General features: G+C 53.8%; 15 protein-coding genes. 1 reads left to right on the top strand and 14 read right to left on the bottom strand.

Annotated elements, in window-relative coordinates:
* Positions 1-26: 26 nt before the first annotated feature.
* Positions 27-3,530, bottom strand: a complete 3,504-nt coding sequence (smc, locus tag MRBBS_RS08280) for a chromosome segregation protein SMC (protein ID WP_041635173.1) — start codon at positions 3,528-3,530, stop codon at positions 27-29.
* A 254-nt stretch (positions 3,531-3,784) separates the two neighbouring features.
* On the opposite strand from smc, the gene MRBBS_RS08275 reads away from it, so the two are divergent.
* Complete coding sequence (locus MRBBS_RS08275; protein WP_041635172.1) at positions 3,785-4,711, top strand: GGDEF domain-containing protein; 927 nt, start codon at positions 3,785-3,787, stop codon at positions 4,709-4,711.
* An 88-nt stretch (positions 4,712-4,799) separates the two neighbouring features.
* Here MRBBS_RS08275 and rluB read toward each other — a convergent pair whose 3' ends face one another.
* The 13 genes from rluB to sdhC form a co-directional block, all read right to left on the bottom strand.
* Complete coding sequence (gene rluB, locus MRBBS_RS08270; RefSeq protein WP_014871010.1) at positions 4,800-5,855, bottom strand: 23S rRNA pseudouridine(2605) synthase RluB; 1,056 nt, start codon at positions 5,853-5,855, stop codon at positions 4,800-4,802.
* A gap of 39 nt (positions 5,856-5,894) precedes the next feature.
* Complete coding sequence (scpB, locus tag MRBBS_RS08265; RefSeq protein ID WP_014871009.1) at positions 5,895-6,482, bottom strand: SMC-Scp complex subunit ScpB; 588 nt, start codon at positions 6,480-6,482, stop codon at positions 5,895-5,897.
* A 27-nt stretch (positions 6,483-6,509) separates the two neighbouring features.
* A complete protein-coding gene (locus MRBBS_RS08260) occupies positions 6,510-7,292 on the bottom strand; it encodes a segregation and condensation protein A (protein WP_014871008.1) in 783 nt (260 codons plus the stop codon).
* Between the two features lie 52 nt (positions 7,293-7,344).
* On the bottom strand, positions 7,345-8,559 hold the full coding sequence (locus MRBBS_RS08255; RefSeq protein ID WP_014871007.1) for a tryptophan--tRNA ligase: 1,215 nt from the start codon (positions 8,557-8,559) through the stop codon (positions 7,345-7,347).
* Positions 8,560-8,682: 123 nt separating this feature from the next.
* Positions 8,683-9,555, bottom strand: a complete 873-nt coding sequence (gene sucD, locus MRBBS_RS08250) for a succinate--CoA ligase subunit alpha (RefSeq protein ID WP_014871006.1) — start codon at positions 9,553-9,555, stop codon at positions 8,683-8,685.
* Complete coding sequence (gene sucC, locus MRBBS_RS08245) at positions 9,555-10,721, bottom strand: ADP-forming succinate--CoA ligase subunit beta (RefSeq protein WP_014871005.1); 1,167 nt, start codon at positions 10,719-10,721, stop codon at positions 9,555-9,557. Before sucC ends, sucD begins: the two co-directional genes overlap by 1 nt.
* A 185-nt stretch (positions 10,722-10,906) precedes the next feature.
* Positions 10,907-12,346, bottom strand: a complete 1,440-nt coding sequence (lpdA, locus tag MRBBS_RS08240; protein WP_014871004.1) for a dihydrolipoyl dehydrogenase — start codon at positions 12,344-12,346, stop codon at positions 10,907-10,909.
* 36 nt (positions 12,347-12,382) lie between these two features.
* Positions 12,383-13,603, bottom strand: a complete 1,221-nt coding sequence (gene odhB / locus MRBBS_RS08235) for a 2-oxoglutarate dehydrogenase complex dihydrolipoyllysine-residue succinyltransferase (RefSeq protein ID WP_014871003.1) — start codon at positions 13,601-13,603, stop codon at positions 12,383-12,385.
* Between the two features lie 49 nt (positions 13,604-13,652).
* Positions 13,653-16,490, bottom strand: a complete 2,838-nt coding sequence (locus MRBBS_RS08230) for a 2-oxoglutarate dehydrogenase E1 component (protein WP_014871002.1) — start codon at positions 16,488-16,490, stop codon at positions 13,653-13,655.
* A gap of 312 nt (positions 16,491-16,802) precedes the next feature.
* On the bottom strand, positions 16,803-17,507 hold the full coding sequence (locus tag MRBBS_RS08225) for a succinate dehydrogenase iron-sulfur subunit (protein WP_014871001.1): 705 nt from the start codon (positions 17,505-17,507) through the stop codon (positions 16,803-16,805).
* 13 nt (positions 17,508-17,520) lie between these two features.
* Entirely contained in the window at positions 17,521-19,293 is a 1,773-nt protein-coding gene (gene sdhA / locus MRBBS_RS08220) for a succinate dehydrogenase flavoprotein subunit (protein WP_014871000.1), read from the bottom strand.
* Positions 19,294-19,296: 3 nt separating this feature from the next.
* The gene (gene sdhD / locus MRBBS_RS08215; protein WP_041635170.1) at positions 19,297-19,650 is read right to left on the bottom strand and encodes a succinate dehydrogenase, hydrophobic membrane anchor protein; all 354 of its coding nucleotides are present in this window, start codon (positions 19,648-19,650) and stop codon (positions 19,297-19,299) included.
* On the bottom strand, positions 19,638-20,018 hold the full coding sequence (gene sdhC / locus MRBBS_RS08210) for a succinate dehydrogenase, cytochrome b556 subunit (protein WP_014870998.1): 381 nt from the start codon (positions 20,016-20,018) through the stop codon (positions 19,638-19,640). The genes sdhD and sdhC overlap by 13 nt, the downstream gene beginning before the upstream one ends.
* Positions 20,019-20,023 lie beyond the last annotated feature (5 nt).

Genomic DNA, 20,023 nt, shown 5'->3' with positions numbered 1-20,023 from the left:
GCTGGATTGTCACACTCGCAGCCCAATCAGGCCTCGGCCAGCGCCGCGGCGGCTTCCACGTCTACTGTAACCAGTCGCGAACAACCCGGCTCGTACATGGTCACACCCATCAACTGATCAGCCTGCTCCATGGCAATCTTATTGTGCGTAATGTAAATAAACTGTACCTGCTTTGACATCTCTTTCACCAAATTCGCGTAACGGCCAACATTGGCATCATCAAGTGGAGCATCCACTTCGTCCAGCATGCAAAAAGGCGCCGGATTGAGCTGAAATATTGCAAACACCAAGGCTATGGCGGTCAACGCTTTTTCACCCCCGGATAACAGGTGAATGGTGCTGTTTTTCTTGCCCGGTGGCCTCGCCATGATGGTAACACCGGTTTCCAGAAAATCCTCGCCTGTCAGTTCCAGGCTGGCGTGCCCGCCACCAAAAACTTTGGGAAACAAGCCCTGCAGACCTTCGTTAACCCGATCAAAGGTCTCTTTAAAACGCTGACGGGTTTCACGGTCAATCTTGCGAATGGCACCATCCAGTATTTCCAGCGCTTCGGTCAGGTCTTCGTGCTGGCTGTCCAGATAGGTTTTACGCTCGTTCTGCACCTGGAACTCGTCAATAGCCGCAAGGTTAATGGCGCCCAAACGTTGTATCTGACTGGCGATCTTTTCCAGTTCCTCAGACCATTCCGGCTCACTGGCAGAATCGTCCAGCTGTTCAAGCACAGCGTGCAAAGTGATGTTCAACCCGCTCAGCAGCTCCAAATGGTTACCCGCACGAATCTCCAGCGCCTGACATTCCATTTTCAGTGTTTCCAGCGTGGCGCGAACCTCCTGGATCTGTTGCTCGGTTCCGCTGCGGCCCTGATCGGCCTCGCGCACCCGCCGGTCAAGATCTTCCAGCCCCTCGCGGGACTCAGTCAATTTGTCTTCTTCGGCAAGCCGGCGCTCCAGCAATCCTTCCAGCTCCAGCTGAAGGTCTTCTAAAGGCTCCTCCGCCTGCTCGCGGGACTGCCGCAACAGCTCCAAGCGTTCTTCCACCCGCTGCTGTTGCAGACGTGAGCGGGTGATGGTCTGGCGCAAGCCTTCGCGCTGGCTGTTCAAGCTCTGCAGCGTAAGTTGCAGTTGGTGAGCCAGATCGCGTTCATGGAGGGCCTGCTGGCGCAGCTGATCGAGGTTCTCGCGCAGTCCGTCACGCTGCGCCAGTAACTGTTCTTTGTCCTCGTCATGTTCCTCTGTTGTCTCTAGCCCCTGCTGCCATTCTTCCCGTGCGCACTCCAGTTCCTGATGCTGGTGCTCACGTTCGAACTCTAGCTCCGCGGCGTCAGCATCAATCTGAGTCAAACGCTGGGTAATCTGCTCGTTACGAGCTTGCAGAGCGCCAAGCTGAGCGGCAATGGTGCCCAGCTGCTGGTCTGCTTCGGTAAGTTCGCGGCGGGCTTGGTCACGTTTCTGTTCTGTCCATTCCAGCGCCCGGCTTGCATCTGCGCCAGTCTTTTCTGCCAGCTTAAGCCTCCTCTGCGCCTGCGCCAATTGTGTGTTCAAACTCAATACGGTTTTTTGACGCTCAATCACCCCAGTCTGGCTGATATCAGCTGCAGGCATCAATACCCAGTGACGTCCCATCCATACCCCTTGCGGCGTTATCACACTCTGTCCGTGTTGCAACTGCCGCTGCTGCTGCTGTGCTTGCTTGAGACTGTCTGCCACCAAAATATTCGCCAATGCATCAACAATAGCCACATTACCGCGCACTCTGGCAGCCAGGCTCGTGGCCCTTGGCAACTCCACTGGCGCACCGGCATCGGCTGACAGCAGCGCAGCACCGGCGGGGGCATCGTCAAGCAACGTCAGTTGCGCTGCGAGCTGCGGTAACACCACGCCCTGGCAAAGGCGACCAAGCACCTGTTCGGTTGCAAATTCCCAGCCGTCATCAATATCCAGAGCGGCTGCAAGGCGTGGTGCTTGTGCCAACTGATGCAGATTCAGCCAGTCTTGAAGTGCACCGTTGGCGTCGCCCAGCTGTTCTCCCAGCAGTTGCTGTTGTGACTCAAGAGTGCCTTCCAGGCGTTGAACCTGCTCACGCTGTTGATTTCGATGCTGCTCGGCTTGCTGCTGCTCCAAACGAAGCTGTTGCAAATGCTGCTGGCTGTCTTCAATGATTTTCTGTGCGCCTTCGCGCTTCAGGCTGACCATAGTCTGCAGTTCACGCTGTTCATTCAGGGTTTCGTGATCGAGCTGCTGCTGCAGAGTATGGCGCTCCTGCTGCAGCCGTTGATCCCTAAGCCGCAGCTGCTCGATGGCATTTTCCAGGGCGCGAATGCTCGATTGTGCCAAATCGGCCTGGCGGCGCGCGTCTGCTGAACGAGCGCTGAAATCGTCCCAGCGTTGCTGCCAGTCGGCCATGTCGTGTTCGGCATTATGGAGCTGCTCACCAGAGGTTTCTGCCCGCAGGCTTAACTCTTCCTGCTCTGGATCAAGCATTGCCAGTTCTTCGTCAAACGCTGCAAGTTTGTCGTTGTCTTGCTCCAGTTCACGGGCCAGCTCGCGTTCGCTGGCCAGGGCCTGATCAACTTCCAAGCTGGCCTGCCGACTACGGTCGCGGCTGTTCTGCAAGCTTTGTTCAAGCCGCGCGATATCTGCCCCGGCTTCGTAGTAGCGCGCCTGGGTACGATTAAACTGCTCATTGCGCTGCTGATGTTCTGCGCGCAAATTTTCGAGCTCGGTATCCAGTCGAATACGCCCGGTCAGGTGCTTTTCCAGTTGCAATTCGGTATCACGAATACGCCCATGCCAGGATTGCAGCTCAGTGTTTAAGTGTTGCCAGCGCAACACGGTAAGCTCGGCTTTTTTTCGACGCTCGTTTTGCTTGAAGGTTTTGTACTTTTCAGCGGCAACCGCTTGCCGCTCCAGGTTCTGAAGTTGCCGGCCGAGCTCTGCGCGCACATCGCTCAGGCGTTCAAGATTTTCTTGGGTACGGCGAATGCGATTTTCGGTTTCACGGCGGCGCTCCTTGTACTTGGAGATGCCCGCCGCTTCCTCTATATACATCCGGAGTTCCTCGGGCTTGGCTTCAATTAACCGAGAAATCATGCCCTGCTCAATGATAGCGTAGCTGCGCGGCCCAAGGCCTGTACCAAGAAACAGATCGGTAATATCGCGGCGGCGGCACTTGGTGCCATTAAGGAAGTAATCAGATTGGCCCTGGCGGGAAACTCGGCGGCGCACAGAAATTTCACTGTATTGGGCGAATTCACCCGGTGCCGAACCCTTGTGATTGTCGAACACCAGCTCAATCGCCGCCTGACCCACCGGTTTGCGCGCGCTCGAGCCGTTGAATATCACATCGGTCATGGACTCGCCGCGCAGATACTTGGCTGAACTTTCACCCAAGACCCATCGCACAGCATCTATGATGTTGGACTTGCCACAGCCGTTTGGCCCCACAACCGCTGTCATATTTGACGGAAATGCTACTGTGGTCGCGTCCACAAACGACTTGAACCCTGACAACTTTATGGATTTCAACCGCATAGACTATGAAGCTCGAATTATGATGACATCATTTGATAATTTTTTAGTTTAACACACGGGAACCCACTAAGGTGCGCTTGCCGATTTTTTGACAAAAATCCAATAATAGCCTTAAAACGAAAAGGGAACTCCAAAAATAATTCTCAAGATATTGATTTATAAAAATTTTATAAAACAGGCATAGTACCTGCATATACCTTGTTAGCTACCCAGTGTGCAAACTGCCACCTAACGACAGAGTGAGTTGAGCCACCGTGAAACACATATCGCCTTACCCACTTACAGTGCCACAGCCACAAAAACTGGCAGAGCTGCGCCAAAGTTTTGAGGAATGGAACAGTGAACCGGGTATTCTCAACCGCTTGGTACGCCGACTTTCAGCCACCCTGAAGTTGGACGCACAACTGACCATGCTGGCAGAAGAAATGGGGCAGGTTGTTCCTTTTGATGCCTTTCAATACCGCCACCAGCTGGGGCGCCAAGAGTTTGTGTTTACCACTGGCATTGGTGGTCCCCACCGCTGCGAGTACCGTCTGAATCTAGAGGGCGAGAATTTTGGCACCTTGTCGCTGCATCGGCGTAAGCGCTTTAGTAACGATGAGTTGCAAGCCGTTGAGATGCTGATTGGCGCGGCAGTATGCTCGCTGCGCAACGCTTGTCATTTCAGTGCTATGGAGCAGGCATCGTTAACCGACTCACTGACCGGGATTGGCAACAAACGCGCCATGGAAGAAGCCTTGCAAAAAGCTCAGCTGCTAACCGGCCGTCACAACGAGACTTACTCGCTGATCCTGTGCGACCTCGATCACTTCAAAGCGATAAACGACACCTGCGGCCACGTGGTAGGCGACGTTGTACTAAAGCGCGTAACAGAAGCGCTGGAATCCGCGGTGCGCAGCTCCGACAGCGTGTACCGGTTTGGCGGCGAAGAATTTGCGGTGCTATTGCCCCATACCGATCAGTATGCTGCGGTAGATGTCGCCGAGCGCGTTCGCTCAGCTATTGAAGCCTTACAAATTGATTGCGGAGAGCATTCAGTTGCGCTGACTACCAGCTGTGGCGTTGCACTTCACCGCGCCGGCGAAGGCTCAGGGCAGTGGCTAGCGCGCGCAGACGAAGCTCTTTATCGCGCTAAAGACCAAGGCCGCAATTGCACGCGCGTATTTGCCACCATCAGCTGATGGCACCCTCCGTTGTTTAACGCCAGCCTTAACCGGCTATTAACCGCGGGTTTTATCGGTGCGGGCTTTGCCGCCACTGCGCTGAGGTTTAGAGTCTGCAACCGCCCACTTCGCGAGCGCCTTGTCCCGCTTTTGAACCAGGGGAGCCTGCCGCACGATTGCTGCGATTGGTTACCGGAGCTGCCTTTCTTTGCTGGCGCGCCTGCGCCGCCGCTTCATCCGGTGTCTGTTGCGGAACCGCCATTTTAGCCAAGCCAACCGTGCGGCTCAGCAAATCCACGGCTTTCTGATCCAACTCTTCCCATTTCCCCACGGTTAATCTGCTGGGCAAAAATATTGAGCCGTAACGAACCCGTTTCAGGCGACTGACACGCACACCTTGGGATTCCCAAAGGCGCCTCACTTCACGGTTGCGCCCTTCCAACAAAGTCACATGGAACCAACGGTTCATACCGGTACCGCCAGCGGCGGAAATATCGCTAAATTTAGCCTCGCCGTCCTCCAGGGTGACGCCGGTACGCAGGCGCTCAACCATGGCGTCGTCTACTTCACCAAAAATACGCACCGCGTATTCCCGATCAATCTGGCTAGACGGATGCATAAGACGGTTAGCCAGTTCGCCATCGGTAGTAAACATCACTAGGCCAGTGGTGTTCAAATCCAGCCGGCCAATAGAAATCCAGCGATGTTCACGCAATCGTGGCAGCCGGTCGAACACAGTTGGACGCCCTTCCGGGTCTTTGCGAGTGGTTACTTCGCCTTCCGGCTTGTTGTAAATCAGCACCCGGCGCAAAACCTCGGCAGCGGCAGCAACGTCCAAGCGCTTGCCGTCGAGTTCAAAAACATCGCTCACCGTGGCTTTCTGGCCTGGAGTAACGGGTTTGCCATTTACCAACAGGCGACCCGCCTCCATCCAGCCTTCAATTTCACGCCGCGATCCAACCCCGGCACGTGCCAGCAGTTTCTGGATTCGCTCAGGACCGTCTACCTGCAAAGTCGCCAGCACCTCTGGCGCAGGTTTTCTTGGCTTCGCCGTTTTTGCCGATGATTTCGCCGGGTTACGGCGATTAGCGCTCGGCTTGTTCGCATTCGATGCTGATTTGGCTGCCGGCTTGCCGGTAGTCCAGGGGCGTTCTGACGCCATGGGTTAATCCTTAAATAACGGACCGATGCAGAGCCTGCATCAGTGGAATGGTGTTTGTTCGATTTTCTGCTCAATTTCGCGCCCGATCGCGTCCAGATCCCGACTAACAGACAAGGGCGGCAGCTGATCCAGGCTTATTAGATTAAAGTAGTCAAGAAATTGCCGAGTGGTTGCATACAAGGCCGGCCGGCCCGGTACTTCCCGATGACCTACAATTCGAACCCACTCTCGCTCAACCAAGGTACGAATGATATTGCTGCTTACCGCAACGCCGCGAATATCTTCAATTTCACCACGGGTAATAGGCTGGCGATAGCCGATCAATGCGAGTGTTTCCAATAACGCCCGCGAATAACGCGGTGGTTTTTCTTCAAACAGCCGAGCCACCCAAGGAGCGAAAGATTCACGCACCTGAAGGCGGTAACCGCTGGCAACTTTTTTCAGCTCAATACCGCGACCGCTGCAAAGTTGCTCTAATTCCACCAGCGCCTGTTCCACTGCCTTATGGGTTGGCCGCTCGGTTTCGTCAAACACTTCTCTGAGCTGCTGCACCGTTAGCGGCTTGCCCGCTGTCAGCAGAACCGCTTCGATAATCCCTGTAATGGGTAAGGCAGCGTCACTCATCATAATTCGTTGCACCAGTATTCAGGGTTTTCAGACCGCAGCCCGCGCCCGCAAATGAATGGGGCCAAACGGGTCAGCCTGAACAAACTCAACCAGCTGCTCTTTTACCAGCTCTAACATTGCCAAAAAACTGACAACAACCCCCAGACGCCCTTCGTCCGGCAGGAACAGACTTTCGAAACGAATAAAACCGCCTTCTTGCAGCCGAGCTAGAATCGCCGACATGCGCTCACGGGTCGACAGCTTCTCTCGCTCAACGTGGTGGCTGCTAAACATATCTGCACGTTTAAGCACGTTTTCCAATGCCCGTAAAATCTCTGTCATGGCCACCTCAGGATGGCTGAGTACCGAGGGAAGCTTCGGCATACCGGCATCGGCAACAAAAATATCCCGCTCCTGGCGCGGCATCTTATCTATGTCTTCTGCCGCTTTTTTAAAACGCTCGTACTGCTGCAAACGGCGAATCAGTTCTGCCCGTGGGTCGTCTTCTTCGTCTTCTTCAATCTGCTGCCGCGGTAACAGCATCCGGGACTTGATTTCGGCCAGCGTGGCCGCCATCACCAGATATTCCGCCGCAAGCTCAAATCGCATAACCCCTAAAACGGCGATGTATTCCATATACTGGCGAGTAATAGCACTGACGTCGACTTCCAGAATGTTCATATTCTGACGCCGAATCAGGTACAACAACAAATCCAGAGGGCCTTCAAACGCATCCAAAAACACCGCCAGAGCGTCTGGCGGAATATAAAGATCGAGCGGCAACTGCGCCAGGGGCTTGCCTGCTATTAAAGCCAAGGGCGGCTGACCCACCCCTTGTGGCCTTGCCGCCGCACCGGCTGAGACTGCTGGATCAGTCAGCACTTCAACGATAGCTCAGGCCCATGGCAGAGCGAACTTCATCCAAGGTATCGCGGGCTGCATCGCGAGCGCGTTCGCGCCCTTCCTCCAGAATGGAACGAATCAGATCCGGATTGCCTTCGTACTCGGCTGCACGTTCGCGCAGAGGCCGCTGCTCTTCCACAATGGAGTCAATCAGCGGTTTTTTGCAGTCCAGGCAGCCGATGCCGGCGCTGCGACAACCAATTTCCACCCAACTACGAGTGTCCGCATCGGAATAAACCTTGTGCAGGGCATACACCGGGCATTTTTCCGGCTCGCCCGGGTCAATTCGTCGTACTCGCGCCGGGTCGGTCTGCATGGTGCGTATTTTCACCGCTACGTTGTCCGGTGCTTCCCGAAGGCCAATGTAATTGTTGTAGGATTTCGACATTTTCTGCCCGTCCAACCCTGGCAGTTTTGATTCAGGCGTCAACAATGGTTGAGGCTCTGGCAAAATCACTTTGCCACCGCCCTCAATGTAGCCGTACAGGCGTTCGCGATCGCCTAAGGATATATTTTGCTGTTCTTTCAGAAGAGCACGGGCCGTTTCCAGCGAATCCAGATCGCCTTCTTCCTGGTAACGTTTCTTCAGATTGCGATAGAGTTTGGCGTTTTTCTTGCCCATTTTCACAATGGCCGCCTCGGCTTGGTCTTCGAAGCCTGGCTCACGCCCATAAAGATGATTGAAGCGCCGTGCGATTTCACGGGTGATTTCAACGTGGGAAACCTGATCGGCGCCCACCGGTACACGCCCTGCCCGATACATCAGAATGTCAGCCGACTGGAGTAGCGGATACCCCAGGAACCCGTAAGTAGCGAGATCTTTCTCGCGCAGCTTTTCTTGCTGATCTTTGTAGGTCGGAATACGCTCAAGCCAACCTAAAGGCGTGATCATCGACAGCAGCAGATGCAACTCGGCGTGCTCAGGCACCTGAGACTGAATAAACATCGTGGATGAACCCGGGTTAACGCCCGCAGCCAACCAGTCAATAACCATGTCCGACACGCTTTGTTCAATATTAGAGGGGTCGTCGTACTGCGTGGTCAGGGCATGCCAGTCGGCGACAAAGAAAAAGCACTCGAATTCATGCTGGAGTTTCACCCAGTTTTTAAGCACACCGTGGTAGTGGCCAAGGTGAAGCTTGCCGGTCGGACGCATGCCCGACAATATCCGTTGCTGGGAATCTACAGAACTCAAAGCAAGAACTCCTTCTAATAGAATACAAGAGGCGCCATATTACGCCAGGCGACCCGGCATTATAATCAAAAAACCCCCGCTCTGCAGAACAGAAACGGGGGTTTTTGAAAATGACCGCGGGTTTTACCAGCCAGTCACTTCTTTTAGAGCCTTGCCAATGTCAGCCAGACTGCGCACGGTTTTCACACCGGCGTCGTTCAGAGCAGCGAACTTCTCGTCTGCGGTACCCTTACCACCGGAAATGATGGCACCGGCGTGGCCCATACGCTTGCCAGGAGGCGCCGTTACACCGGCAATGTAAGAGACCACCGGTTTGGTGACGTGCTCTTTGATGTACGCTGCAGCTTCTTCTTCCGCAGTGCCCCCAATTTCGCCGATCATCACAATAGCTTCAGTCTGCGGGTCTTCTTGCAGCAGCTTGAGGATGTCGATGAAGTTGGAACCCGGAATCGGATCGCCACCGATGCCAACGCAGGTAGACTGGCCATAGCCAAAATCTGTGGTCTGCTTGACGGCTTCGTAGGTCAACGTGCCAGAACGCGACACAATACCGACTTTACCCGGCTTGTGAATGTGGCCCGGCATGATACCGATCTTGCACTCACCCGGTGTGATAACGCCTGGGCAGTTGGGCCCGATCATACGCACGCCTTTGCGATCAACGTACTCTTTGGCGTACAGCATATCGATGGTAGGGATACCTTCGGTGATGCACACAATCAGCTCGAGTCCGGCATCTGCTGCTTCGATGATGGCATCTTTACAAAACGGAGCCGGAACGTAGATCACGGTCGCGTGTGCACCGGTCTTTTCTACAGCCTCACGTACGGTGTTAAACACCGGTAGGCCCAAGTGCTCGGTACCGCCTTTGCCGGGGCTTACGCCACCGACCATTCTGGTGCCGTATTCAATAGCCTGCTGGGAGTGGAATGTACCCTGGGAACCGGTAAAGCCTTGGCAGATCACTTTGGTGTCTTTATTGATCAGAATGCTCATTATTTGCCTCCCGCGACTTTAACAACTTGCTCTGCGGCATCGGCCAGGCTGCTGGCGGCGATGATGTTCAAACCGCTTTCTGCCAGCACCTTGGAACCCAGTTCAGCGTTGTTGCCCTCAAGGCGAACAACCACAGGCACTTTTACGCCTACTTCTTTAACCGCGCCGATGATGCCTTCAGCAATCATGTCACAACGTACAATGCCGCCGAAGATATTTACCAGTACGGCTTGCACGGCGTCATCAGACAGGATGATTTTGAACGCTTCGGTTACGCGCTCTTTGGTAGCTCCGCCGCCAACGTCCAGGAAGTTAGCCGGGCGTCCGCCGGCCAACTTGATGATGTCCATGGTGCCCATGGCCAAACCAGCACCGTTAACCATGCAACCGATGTTGCCATCCAGCGCTACGTAGTTCAGTTCCCAGGCTGCCGCTTCGGCTTCGCGGGAATCTTCCTGTGAAGGATCGCGCATGGCCTGAAGTTTCTTCTGACGATACAGAGCGTTGCCATCAACGCCGATTTTGGCATCCAGGCAGTGAAGATCACCGGCCGGGGTTATAACCAGAGGGTTAATTTCTAACAGCGCCAGGTCGTAGTCTTCAAACAGCTTCGCCAGACCCATAAAGATCTTGGTAAATTGGCCAATCTGCTTGCCTTCAAGGCCCAGTTTGAACGCCAGCTCGCGTCCTTGGTAAGGCTGTGCGCCTACCAGTGGATCGATTTCGGCCTTCAGAATTTTTTCCGGGGTTTCTTCCGCAACCGTTTCAATTTCAACACCACCTTCGGTGGAGGCCATGAAGACGATACGGCGGGTACCACGGTCTACAACCGCGCCCAGGTACAGCTCTTGGTCGATGTCAGTCAGGGATTCAACCAAAATTTTACTAACCGGCTGACCGTGCTCGTCAGTCTGGAAAGTCACCAGCTTCTTGCCCAGCCATTGCTCGGCAAAGGCACGGATGTCGTCGGTATTTTTAACCAGCTTTACACCGCCGGCTTTACCGCGGCCACCAGCGTGAACCTGAGCTTTAACAACCCAGCTATCGCCACCAATCTTCTCTGCAGCTGCTACTGCCTCATCCGGGGTACTACAGGCAATGCCCTGTGATACCGGCAAGCCATACTCAGCAAAAAGCTGCTTGCCCTGATATTCGTGCAAATTCATAGTTTATGTCCTGCTTTTTAATGAAGGATAGACACCTGTGGGATGAACCCTCTGGCGGCAAATCCATCTTGATAGACCCTGATAACACCGGCCCAACGATTGCATTTAGAGAAACCAGGGTCTTTAAAACAAAAGTCTCTAAAAGTCATGGGGCGCCCTGCGGCGCCCCATGACTTTCTGGCTTATTATTTCTTCTTGCGACGATTGGCCATGTGAATTGCCCCACCGTTAACTGCAAGAGCTGCCTCGTGCACTGACTCAGATAGAGTCGGGTGAGCAAAACAGGTCAACGCAAGATCTTCTGCACTGGAACCGAACTCCATGGCGATAACGCCTTGGGCAACGATTTCAGACGCCGCTGGGCCCAACACGTGGAAGCCCAGAATGCGATCAGTTTTCTCGTCTGCAATAATCTTAACCATGCCCACCGCCGAATTGGCGGCCATAGCGCGACCGTTTGCTGCAAACGGGAAGGTACCCACTTTATAAGCCGCGCCATCAGCCTTCAGCTGCTCTTCGCTCTTCCCAACCCACGCTACTTCCGGTGAAGTGTAAATGACATTGGGAATGCAGTCGTAGTTAACCTGTGGTTTATGGCCGGCAATGCGCTCCGCAACCATAACGCCTTCTTCAGAGGCTTTATGGGCCAACATCTGACCACGCACCACGTCACCGACCGCCCAAACGCCGGGGGCGTCGGTTTTACAGTGGTCGTCTACGAATACAAACCCGCGCTCGTCCATGTTCACACCGGAGTCTGCTGCCAGCAGGTTGTCTGTATAGGGGCGACGACCAACAGCCACAATCAGCTTATCGACCATCAGCTCTTGTTTGCCTTTGCTGTCTTCGTAACTTACGTAGACCAACTTACGCTTGACCTCTGCACCCGTTACACGGCCGCCCATGACTATGTTCAGGCCCTGTTTCTGGAACTCTTTCAACGTGGCCTTGGCAATCTGCTGGTCTACCCCTGGCAAGAACGTATCCTGCGCTTCCAACAGAGTGACTTCAGAGCCCAGGCGGGCCCAAACGCTGCCCAGCTCCAAACCGATAATACCGGCGCCAATCACACCCAATCGCTTGGGCACTGCAGTAAATTCCAGAGCGCCCTCCGAATCAGTGATATAACCTTCGGTTTTTGGCGCAGGCGGAATCTCAATCGGACGCGAGCCTGTAGCCAAAATAACGTTATCGGCTTCATAGGTCTTGGTCTTGCCGTCGTTGTCAGTCACTTCCACCTGGCGATTTGCCAATAACTTGCCGTGACCATAAATCGAGGTAACACCGTTTGACTTGAACAGGCCCGCAATGCCTCCGGTCAGCTGTTTAACAATGCCGGTCTTACGTTCCATCATTTTAGCGATGTCAATGGAGATGTCGTTGGCAATAATGCCCTGCTCGGCAAAGCCGTGCTGGGCTTCCTCGTACTTGTGAGAAATCTCCAGCAGTGCCTTGGACGGGATACAACCTACGTTCAGGCAGGTTCCACCCAACACCTGTTTGCCTTCATCCGAAGACCAGCTTTCTACACAGGCGACGTTCAGGCCCAATTGCGCGGCTTTGATTGCAGCCACATAACCACCGGGGCCGGCGCCAATTACGATTACATCAAACTTGTCAGCCATAGTTAATCCTGTATTCCGATTCGGTAAGTGAAGTGCCTATACGTCCAGCAGGATACGCGCAGGATCTTCCAGCATATCCTTGATGGCAACCAGGAACTGCACTGCTTCCTTGCCGTCAATCATGCGGTGGTCATAAGACAGTGCCAGGTACATCATGGGCTGTATCACCACCTGACCATTCACCGCCATCGGACGTGGCTGGATCTTATGCATACCCAGAATCGCCGTTTGTGGCGGGTTCAGAATAGGCGTCGACAACAGGGAACCAAAGGTGCCTCCGTTGGTTATGGTGAAGGTACCACCGGTCATTTCATCGATGCCCAGTTTGCCCGTTTTGGCCTTGGTACCGTACTCGACAATTTTCTTCTCGATGTCAGCAAGGCTAAGTGCGTCAACGTCACGCAATACCGGAACCACCAGGCCGCGCTCGGTGGATACCGCCACACCGATATCCTGGTAACCATGGTAAACCATGTCATTGCCGTCGATGGACGCATTCACCGCAGGGAAGCGTTTCAGAGCTTCGGTCGCGGCTTTGGTAAAGAAAGACATAAAGCCCAACTTAATACCGTGACGCTTTTCGAAGCTTTCTTTGTATTGCTTGCGCAGCTCCATGATCGGCCCCATGTTCACCTCGTTAAAGGTGGTCAACATGGCAGCGCTCTGTTGTGCATTGACCAGACGCTTCGCGATACTGGCGCGCAGGCGGGTCATGGGAACGCGTTTTTCAATACGCTCACCAGCACTGATCTCGGCTACGGGCGCAGGCGCAGGCGCAGCCTTCGCAGCAGGCGAGTCAATAGAGGACTTGGCGTTATCAATGTGACTTTGAACATCTTCTTTAGAAATCCGACCGTCTTTCCCCGTGCCTTTCAATGCACTGGGTTCAACGTTGTTCTCGTCAGCCAGCTTACGCGCAGCCGGGCTCAGAATCGCGTCTGAGGAGGGCGCCGCGTCGGCGCCTTGGTCTTTGCTTTCAACCGCGTCTTTACCGCCGGAGCCCTTGGACTCGCTAGCAGCGCCTGCTTTGAATCTTCCGATCACTTCACCGCTTTCTACGGTGTCACCGTCGTTTTTCAAGATTTCTTCGATGACACCGTCAGCGGGCGCAACAATTTCCAGCACCACTTTGTCGGTTTCAATATCGACGATTAGCTCATCGCGCGCGCAGGCTTCACCCGGCTGCTTGTGCCAGGTCGCGACAGTACCTTCCGCGACCGACTCCGGGAATACGGGGGCTTTAATCTCTGTAGACATTACGGTTCCTTTGTTCGATAGCTCGGAAGCTTGATAGCTCGGTAGCTTGTCAGACTTCAAATGCGTCATTAACCAATTTTTTCTGCTGTTCGATGTGCACAGACATGTGGCCGGCAGCAGGTGCAGCCGAGGCGTCACGGCCCGCATATTCGAGGTGCAGTTTAGGGTTCAGCCGTTGCAGCGCGTTGCGCATATGGTGCTGGCTGCTATACCAAGCGCCCTGGTTCATAGGTTCTTCCTGACACCAGACAGCGTGCTTGAGCTTGCTGAATTCCGCCAGTAATTCATCCAGATCTTCACCCGGGAACGGATACAGCTGTTCTATACGAATAATGGCCGTGTCGTTACGCTCGCTGGTTTTCTTCTTCTCCAGCAACTCATAATAGACCTTACCGCTGCAAAGAATAACCCGAGTGATTTTTTTTGCATCAGACGGCTCTTTTTCGGGCAGCACGGTCTGGAACGTACCTGAAGTCAGATCGTCCAGGCTGGAAATAGCTTCTTTATGGCGCAGCAGGCTCTTTGGCGTAATGGCAATCAATGGCTTACGAACCGGGCGTTTCACCTGTCGGCGCAACATGTGGAATACTTGCGAAGGCGTTGTGGGCACACATACTTGGATATTCTGTTCCGCGCTCAGCTGCAAGAAGCGCTCGATACGCGCCGAACTATGTTCTGGACCCTGCCCTTCATAACCGTGCGGCAATAACATGGTAAGGCCGCACAGACGTCCCCACTTGTGCTCACCACTGGTCAGGAACTGATCAATCACTACCTGGGCTCCGTTAGCAAAGTCGCCAAACTGCGCTTCCCAGACAACCAGCGAGCTAGGCGATGTGGTCGCATAGCCGTATTCGAAAGCCAGTGCGGCCTCTTCGGACAGCAGAGAATCGTAAAGCTCGAACTTGGGCTGATCGTCAGACAGATGAGTCAGCGCAATGTGCGTAGCGCCATCTTTCTGGTTATGCAAAACGGCGTGACGGTGGGAGAAAGTACCGCGACTAACATCCTGTCCTGTTATACGAATCGGATAACCTTCGTTTAACAATGTTGCATAGGCCATGATCTCGCCGTAACCCCAATTAAGAGGCAAAGCACCGGCCGTCATCTTGTCCCGATCCTTAACGATTTTAGACACTTGACGCTGAATAATGAAACCTTCTGGCACTTCGCTCAGCTTTTTACCCAGCTTCTGAATGGTCTTCAGCGGCACGCTAGACTTGCACTTGGCTGTCCACTCATGGCCAAGATACGGGGTCCAGTCAACGTGCAACTTGGCGTTTGGTTCTTTAACCAGCGCCTTTACAACGTGCTCTCCCTTATCCAGAACCGTGCGGTAATCATTTTCCATCTGCTTGGCGAAGTCTTCGCTGACTACACCAGCATCAATCAGACTGTCCACATAGATGTTACGCGTGGTTTTCAGCTTACGAATTTTCTCGTACATCATCGGCTGAGTCGCGGCAGGCTCGTCGGCTTCGTTATGACCACGGCGGCGATAGCACACCAAGTCAATAACAACGTCGCCTTTAAATTCGTTGCGATAGTCCATGGCCATCCGAGTGACGAACAAAACTGCTTCCGGGTCGTCTGCGTTCACGTGCAGAATTGGAGCCTGAACCATTTTGGCGATATCTGTACAGTATTCGGTAGAACGGGCGTCTTCTTGTCTGCTAGTGGTAAAGCCAACTTGGTTGTTGATCACAATATGTACGGTGCCACCAGTACCAAAACCGCGGGTCTGTGACATCTGGAAGGTTTCCATCACCACGCCTTGGCCCGCAAACGCAGCATCACCGTGCATAATCACCGGCAAAACCTGCCTGCCATCTTTGTCTTCGCGGCGGGTTTGGCGAGCGCGAACAGAGCCCACAACTACTGGGGACACGATTTCCAGATGCGAGGGGTTAAAAGCCAAGGCCAGATGAATCTCACCACCCGGGGTCATCACGTTGGACGAGAAACCTTGGTGATACTTAACATCACCGGAACCTGAGCCCGCCTTATTCTTGCCTTCGAACTCGTCGAACAGTTCTTTCGGATTTTTGCCCAAAATATTGACCAACACGTTCAAACGGCCACGGTGGGCCATTCCCAGAACGATTTCTTTGGTGCCACCGGAACCGGCACGCTGAATAATTTCATCAAGACAGGGAATAAGGCTTTCCGCACCTTCCAAGCCAAAACGCTTAACGCCGGGATAGCGTGAACCCAAATATTTTTCCAAGCCCTCAGCGGCGGACAGGCGTTCAAGCAAATGAATACGGGTGTCGGCATCAAAACCGGGGTTGGAGCGAATCGGCTCCATGCGTTGTTGGAACCAGCGCTTGATGCGAGTGTCCACAATATGCATGTACTCTGCACCAATACTCTTGCAATACGTCTGTTGCAGGCCTTCTATGATGTCGCCTAGCTTCATCGTTTCAGAACCGAAACTCAGCGAGCCAGTCTGGAACTCGATGTCGTTATCGGCGTTGTAAAGCTCATGAAAGGCCGGGTCAAGATCTTCAACCAGTTCACGTGGTTTGACATTCAGCGGGTCCAGCTTCGCGTGCTGGTGACCACGAAAGCGGTATGCGTTAATCAATTGCAATACGCGTGTCTGCTTTTTATCCGCATCAGGTACGGCGCCTATTGGCGCAGTGTTGCTAGCGAGGAACCGCTGATTACTGGAAATATGCTTAAATTGTTCGCGGATTGCGGAGTGGATAATATCTTTGCCCTGATAGCCGTCGACGCTGGGAAGCTTGTCGAAGTAGCTTCGCCACTCTTCAGGAACGGCGTTAGGGTCTGAAATATAAGTTTCAAAAAGCTGTTCAACGTAGGCAAGATTACCCCCCTGTAGATGGGAAGTTTGCCACAACTGCTCCATGATGCTTTCGTGCATTTTGAATAGCTCACCTTGGGCTGGTACGGGAAGCCGTAATGGTCGGCCAGTGCCTCATTCCAGTCAATACGGGTTTTCACGCTGTCGACTTTGGCCGCCACATCCGGGACGGATGTCTGCTTTCCCCGAAATTTTTTATGCTTAGCGACGCAGTGCAAGCTATCTAACGGCTAACAATCACGATGCACGAAGTTTGGACCGCTACCAGACTATTGGCTATACGCCTTTGGTTGAAGGCCCCGCCAAATTGACGAGGCCTTCAAGGGTCTTACTCAGCAGACACAGTATAACGTCTGTATTATATTTTGCTGCTCAAGTTGCCCGCTGCAACAACAGGTTCCGAATATGGCCAATAGCCCGAGTCGGGTTAAGGCCCTTCGGACATACGCTGACACAGTTCATAATACCGCGGCAACGGAACACGCTGAAAGGGTCGTCCAAGTCAGCCAAACGCTCGGCCTGGGCGGTATCACGGCTGTCCGCCAGGAAGCGGTAAGCCTGCAACAAGCCTGCGGGGCCAATAAACTTATCCGGGTTCCACCAGAACGACGGGCAAGCCGTGGAACAACATGCGCACAGTATACACTCATAAAGACCGTCGAGCTTTTCACGGTCTTCCGGCGTCTGCAAACGCTCTATAGCGGGCGCTGGCTGATCGTTGACCAAGTACGGCATGACCTTTTCATACTGTTTGTAAAACAGGCTCATATCCACGACCAGATCACGGATGACCGGCAAACCAGGCAACGGGCGTAATACCAGTTTGTCTTTTTTGACCACCTGAGACACCGGCGTGATGCACGCCAGGCCATTTTTGCCGTTCATGTTCATGCCGTCAGAGCCGCACACGCCTTCGCGGCATGACCGCCGGTAAGACAGGGTGACGTCTTTTTCTTTCAGCAGATTGAGCACGTCCAGCACCATCAGGTCTTTACCCTTCGGAAGTTCAACCTCGACATCCTGCATGAACGGGGCGTTGTCTGCTTCCGGGTTGTAACGATAAAGGCTTACCAACATAGTCTTCGTCCCCTTAATACGACCGAATCATCGGCTGGAATGTGTCGACAGTCTTCGGCGAGAAGTTAACATCGCGCTTGCCAACCCGCTTGTCCAGCGGGAAATAAAGCGAGTGCTTCAGCCAGTTCTCGTCGTCGCGCTCAGTAAAGTCGTTGCGGGCATGAGCACCGCGACTTTCTTTTCGCTCTACCGCTGATACGGCAGTGGCGTAAGCAACTTCAAACAGGTTGTCCAGCTCCAACGCCTCAATACGCGCGGTATTGAATGCGTTGCTGGTGTCGGTCAGGCGGGTGTTGCGAACACGCTCACCGATTTCATTCAGCAGCTGCAGGCCTTTATCCATGCTTACACCGTCGCGGAATACACCGAAATACAGCTGCATACAGGTTTGCAGATCTTTACGAACCGCCGCCACGTGCTCACCTTCGCTGGCGTTAGCCAGACGATCTAGCCGCGCCATGGCGCGCTTGATGTCGGCTTCACTTGCGCCGTCTACTTCAAAGCCGTTGCGCAACTGCTCTTCAATGTGCAGGCCAGCTGCACGACCAAACACGACCAGGTCCAAAAGCGAGTTGCCGCCAAGACGGTTGGCACCGTGAACTGAAACACAAGCCGCTTCACCACAAGCAAACAAACCACGAATTGGCTGATCTTTGCCGTCATCGTCTTGAGTCAGCGCCTGACCGCCAACGTTCGTCGGAATACCACCCATCATGTAATGACAGGTTGGAACAACAGGGACAGGCTCTTTCACCGGATCTACGTGGGCAAAGGTCTTCGATAGCTCACAAATACCCGGTAGCCGCAAATTCAGGGTCTCTTCACCCAAGTGGTCGAGCTTCAGCAGAACGTGATCTTTTTCAGGACCACAGCCACGACCTTCAAGAATCTCGATAACCATGGAGCGTGCAACAACGTCCCGGCCTGCAAGATCTTTGGAATTGGGCGCGTAGCGCTCCATGAATCGCTCGCCTTCGGAGTTGATCAAGTAACCGCCCTCACCCCGACAGCCTTCGGTCACGAGCGTGCCCGCACCGTAAATGCCGGTAGGATGGAACTGCCACATTTCCATGTCTTGCATCGGGAAGCCGGCACGCAGGGCCATGCCGATACCGTCGCCGGTGTTAATCAGGGCATTGGTGGTGGAGGCATAAATACGGCCAGCGCCGCCGGTCGCAAGAACCGTTGCTTTGGCTTTGATATAAGCTACTTCACCCGTTTCGATTTCGATCGCAACAACACCAACAACTTCATTTTTCGCATTTTTGACCAGATCGACCGCATACCATTCACTCAAGAATGTAGTGCCACGCTTCAGGTTGGCCTGATACAGCGTATGCAGGAGTGCGTGACCTGTTCGGTCGGCCGCCGCACAGGTGCGAGCTGCTTGGGTAGAATCATTCGGCCCTTTGGACTGACCACCAAATGGACGCTGGTAAATCCGACCCTGCTCGGTGCGTGAGAATGGCAGGCCCATGTGCTCAAGTTCGAATACAGCTTGCGGACCTACAGAACACATATATTCAACCGCGTCCTGATCAGCAATGTAATCTGACCCCTTAACGGTGTCATACATGTGCCAGCGCCAGTCGTCGTTGGGATCCGCGCTGGCAATCGCACAGGTAATGCCACCTTGGGCAGACACAGTGTGCGAGCGGGTTGGAAATACTTTGGTAATACACGCGGTTTTAACGCCGCTTTCAGTCAACTGCAGCGCTGCGCGCATACCGGCACCGCCGCCGCCAATCACGATGGCGTCATAGGACATGGTCTTGATGTTAGACATTAATTAAAACCCCCACAGGATCTGAATACCCCAAACCACATACACGAACATGGTCAGACCGCACGCGGCCTGCACCAGAAAACGCGGCAGGGCTGATTTCATATAGTCAGTTGTTACTGTCCACAAACCAACCCAAGCGTGTGCGCCAATCGAAAACAGAGCCATCAGCGTAAAAATACGCATCCAAGTCTGGCTAAACAGGCCTGCCCAGGCATCGTAGCCCAAGCCGGGATTGGCGATAATGAACACAAGAAGAACCGCTGTATACAGTGCAAGGATATACGCTGAAACTCGCTGCATTAGCCAGTCTGCAACACCGCTTCGGCCGAGATTGGTTACACTACTTACATTGCCCATATCCAAACTCCTGCCAGTACAATCAGAATTATGGCGATGGCCAGAGCCGCTTTGGCAGCCAAAAGGCCACTTGCCAACTCTTCACCAATACCCATGTCCATCAGCAAGTGCTTGGTACCTGCCACCAGGTGATATAGCAGGGCAGATAAAATGCCCCAGATAATCAGCTTGGCGAAGAAGCCGCTCAGCAATTCACTAACATGGCCATACCCTTCTTCCCCAGACAGGGAAAGATCCAGACCATAAAGCATGAACGCTACACCGACAAAAATGATGATGCCGCTGATGCGGTGCAATATGGAAACAATGGCTGGCAAAGGAAAATGAAACTTGCCGAGATCGAGATTTACTGGTCGTTTACTATTCACAGCGC

It is taken from the genome of Marinobacter sp. BSs20148 (assembly GCF_000283275.1).
Taxonomy (GTDB): Bacteria; Pseudomonadota; Gammaproteobacteria; order Pseudomonadales; family Oleiphilaceae; genus Marinobacter; species Marinobacter psychrophilus.
This window is presented reverse-complemented; position numbering and strand designations above follow the sequence as displayed.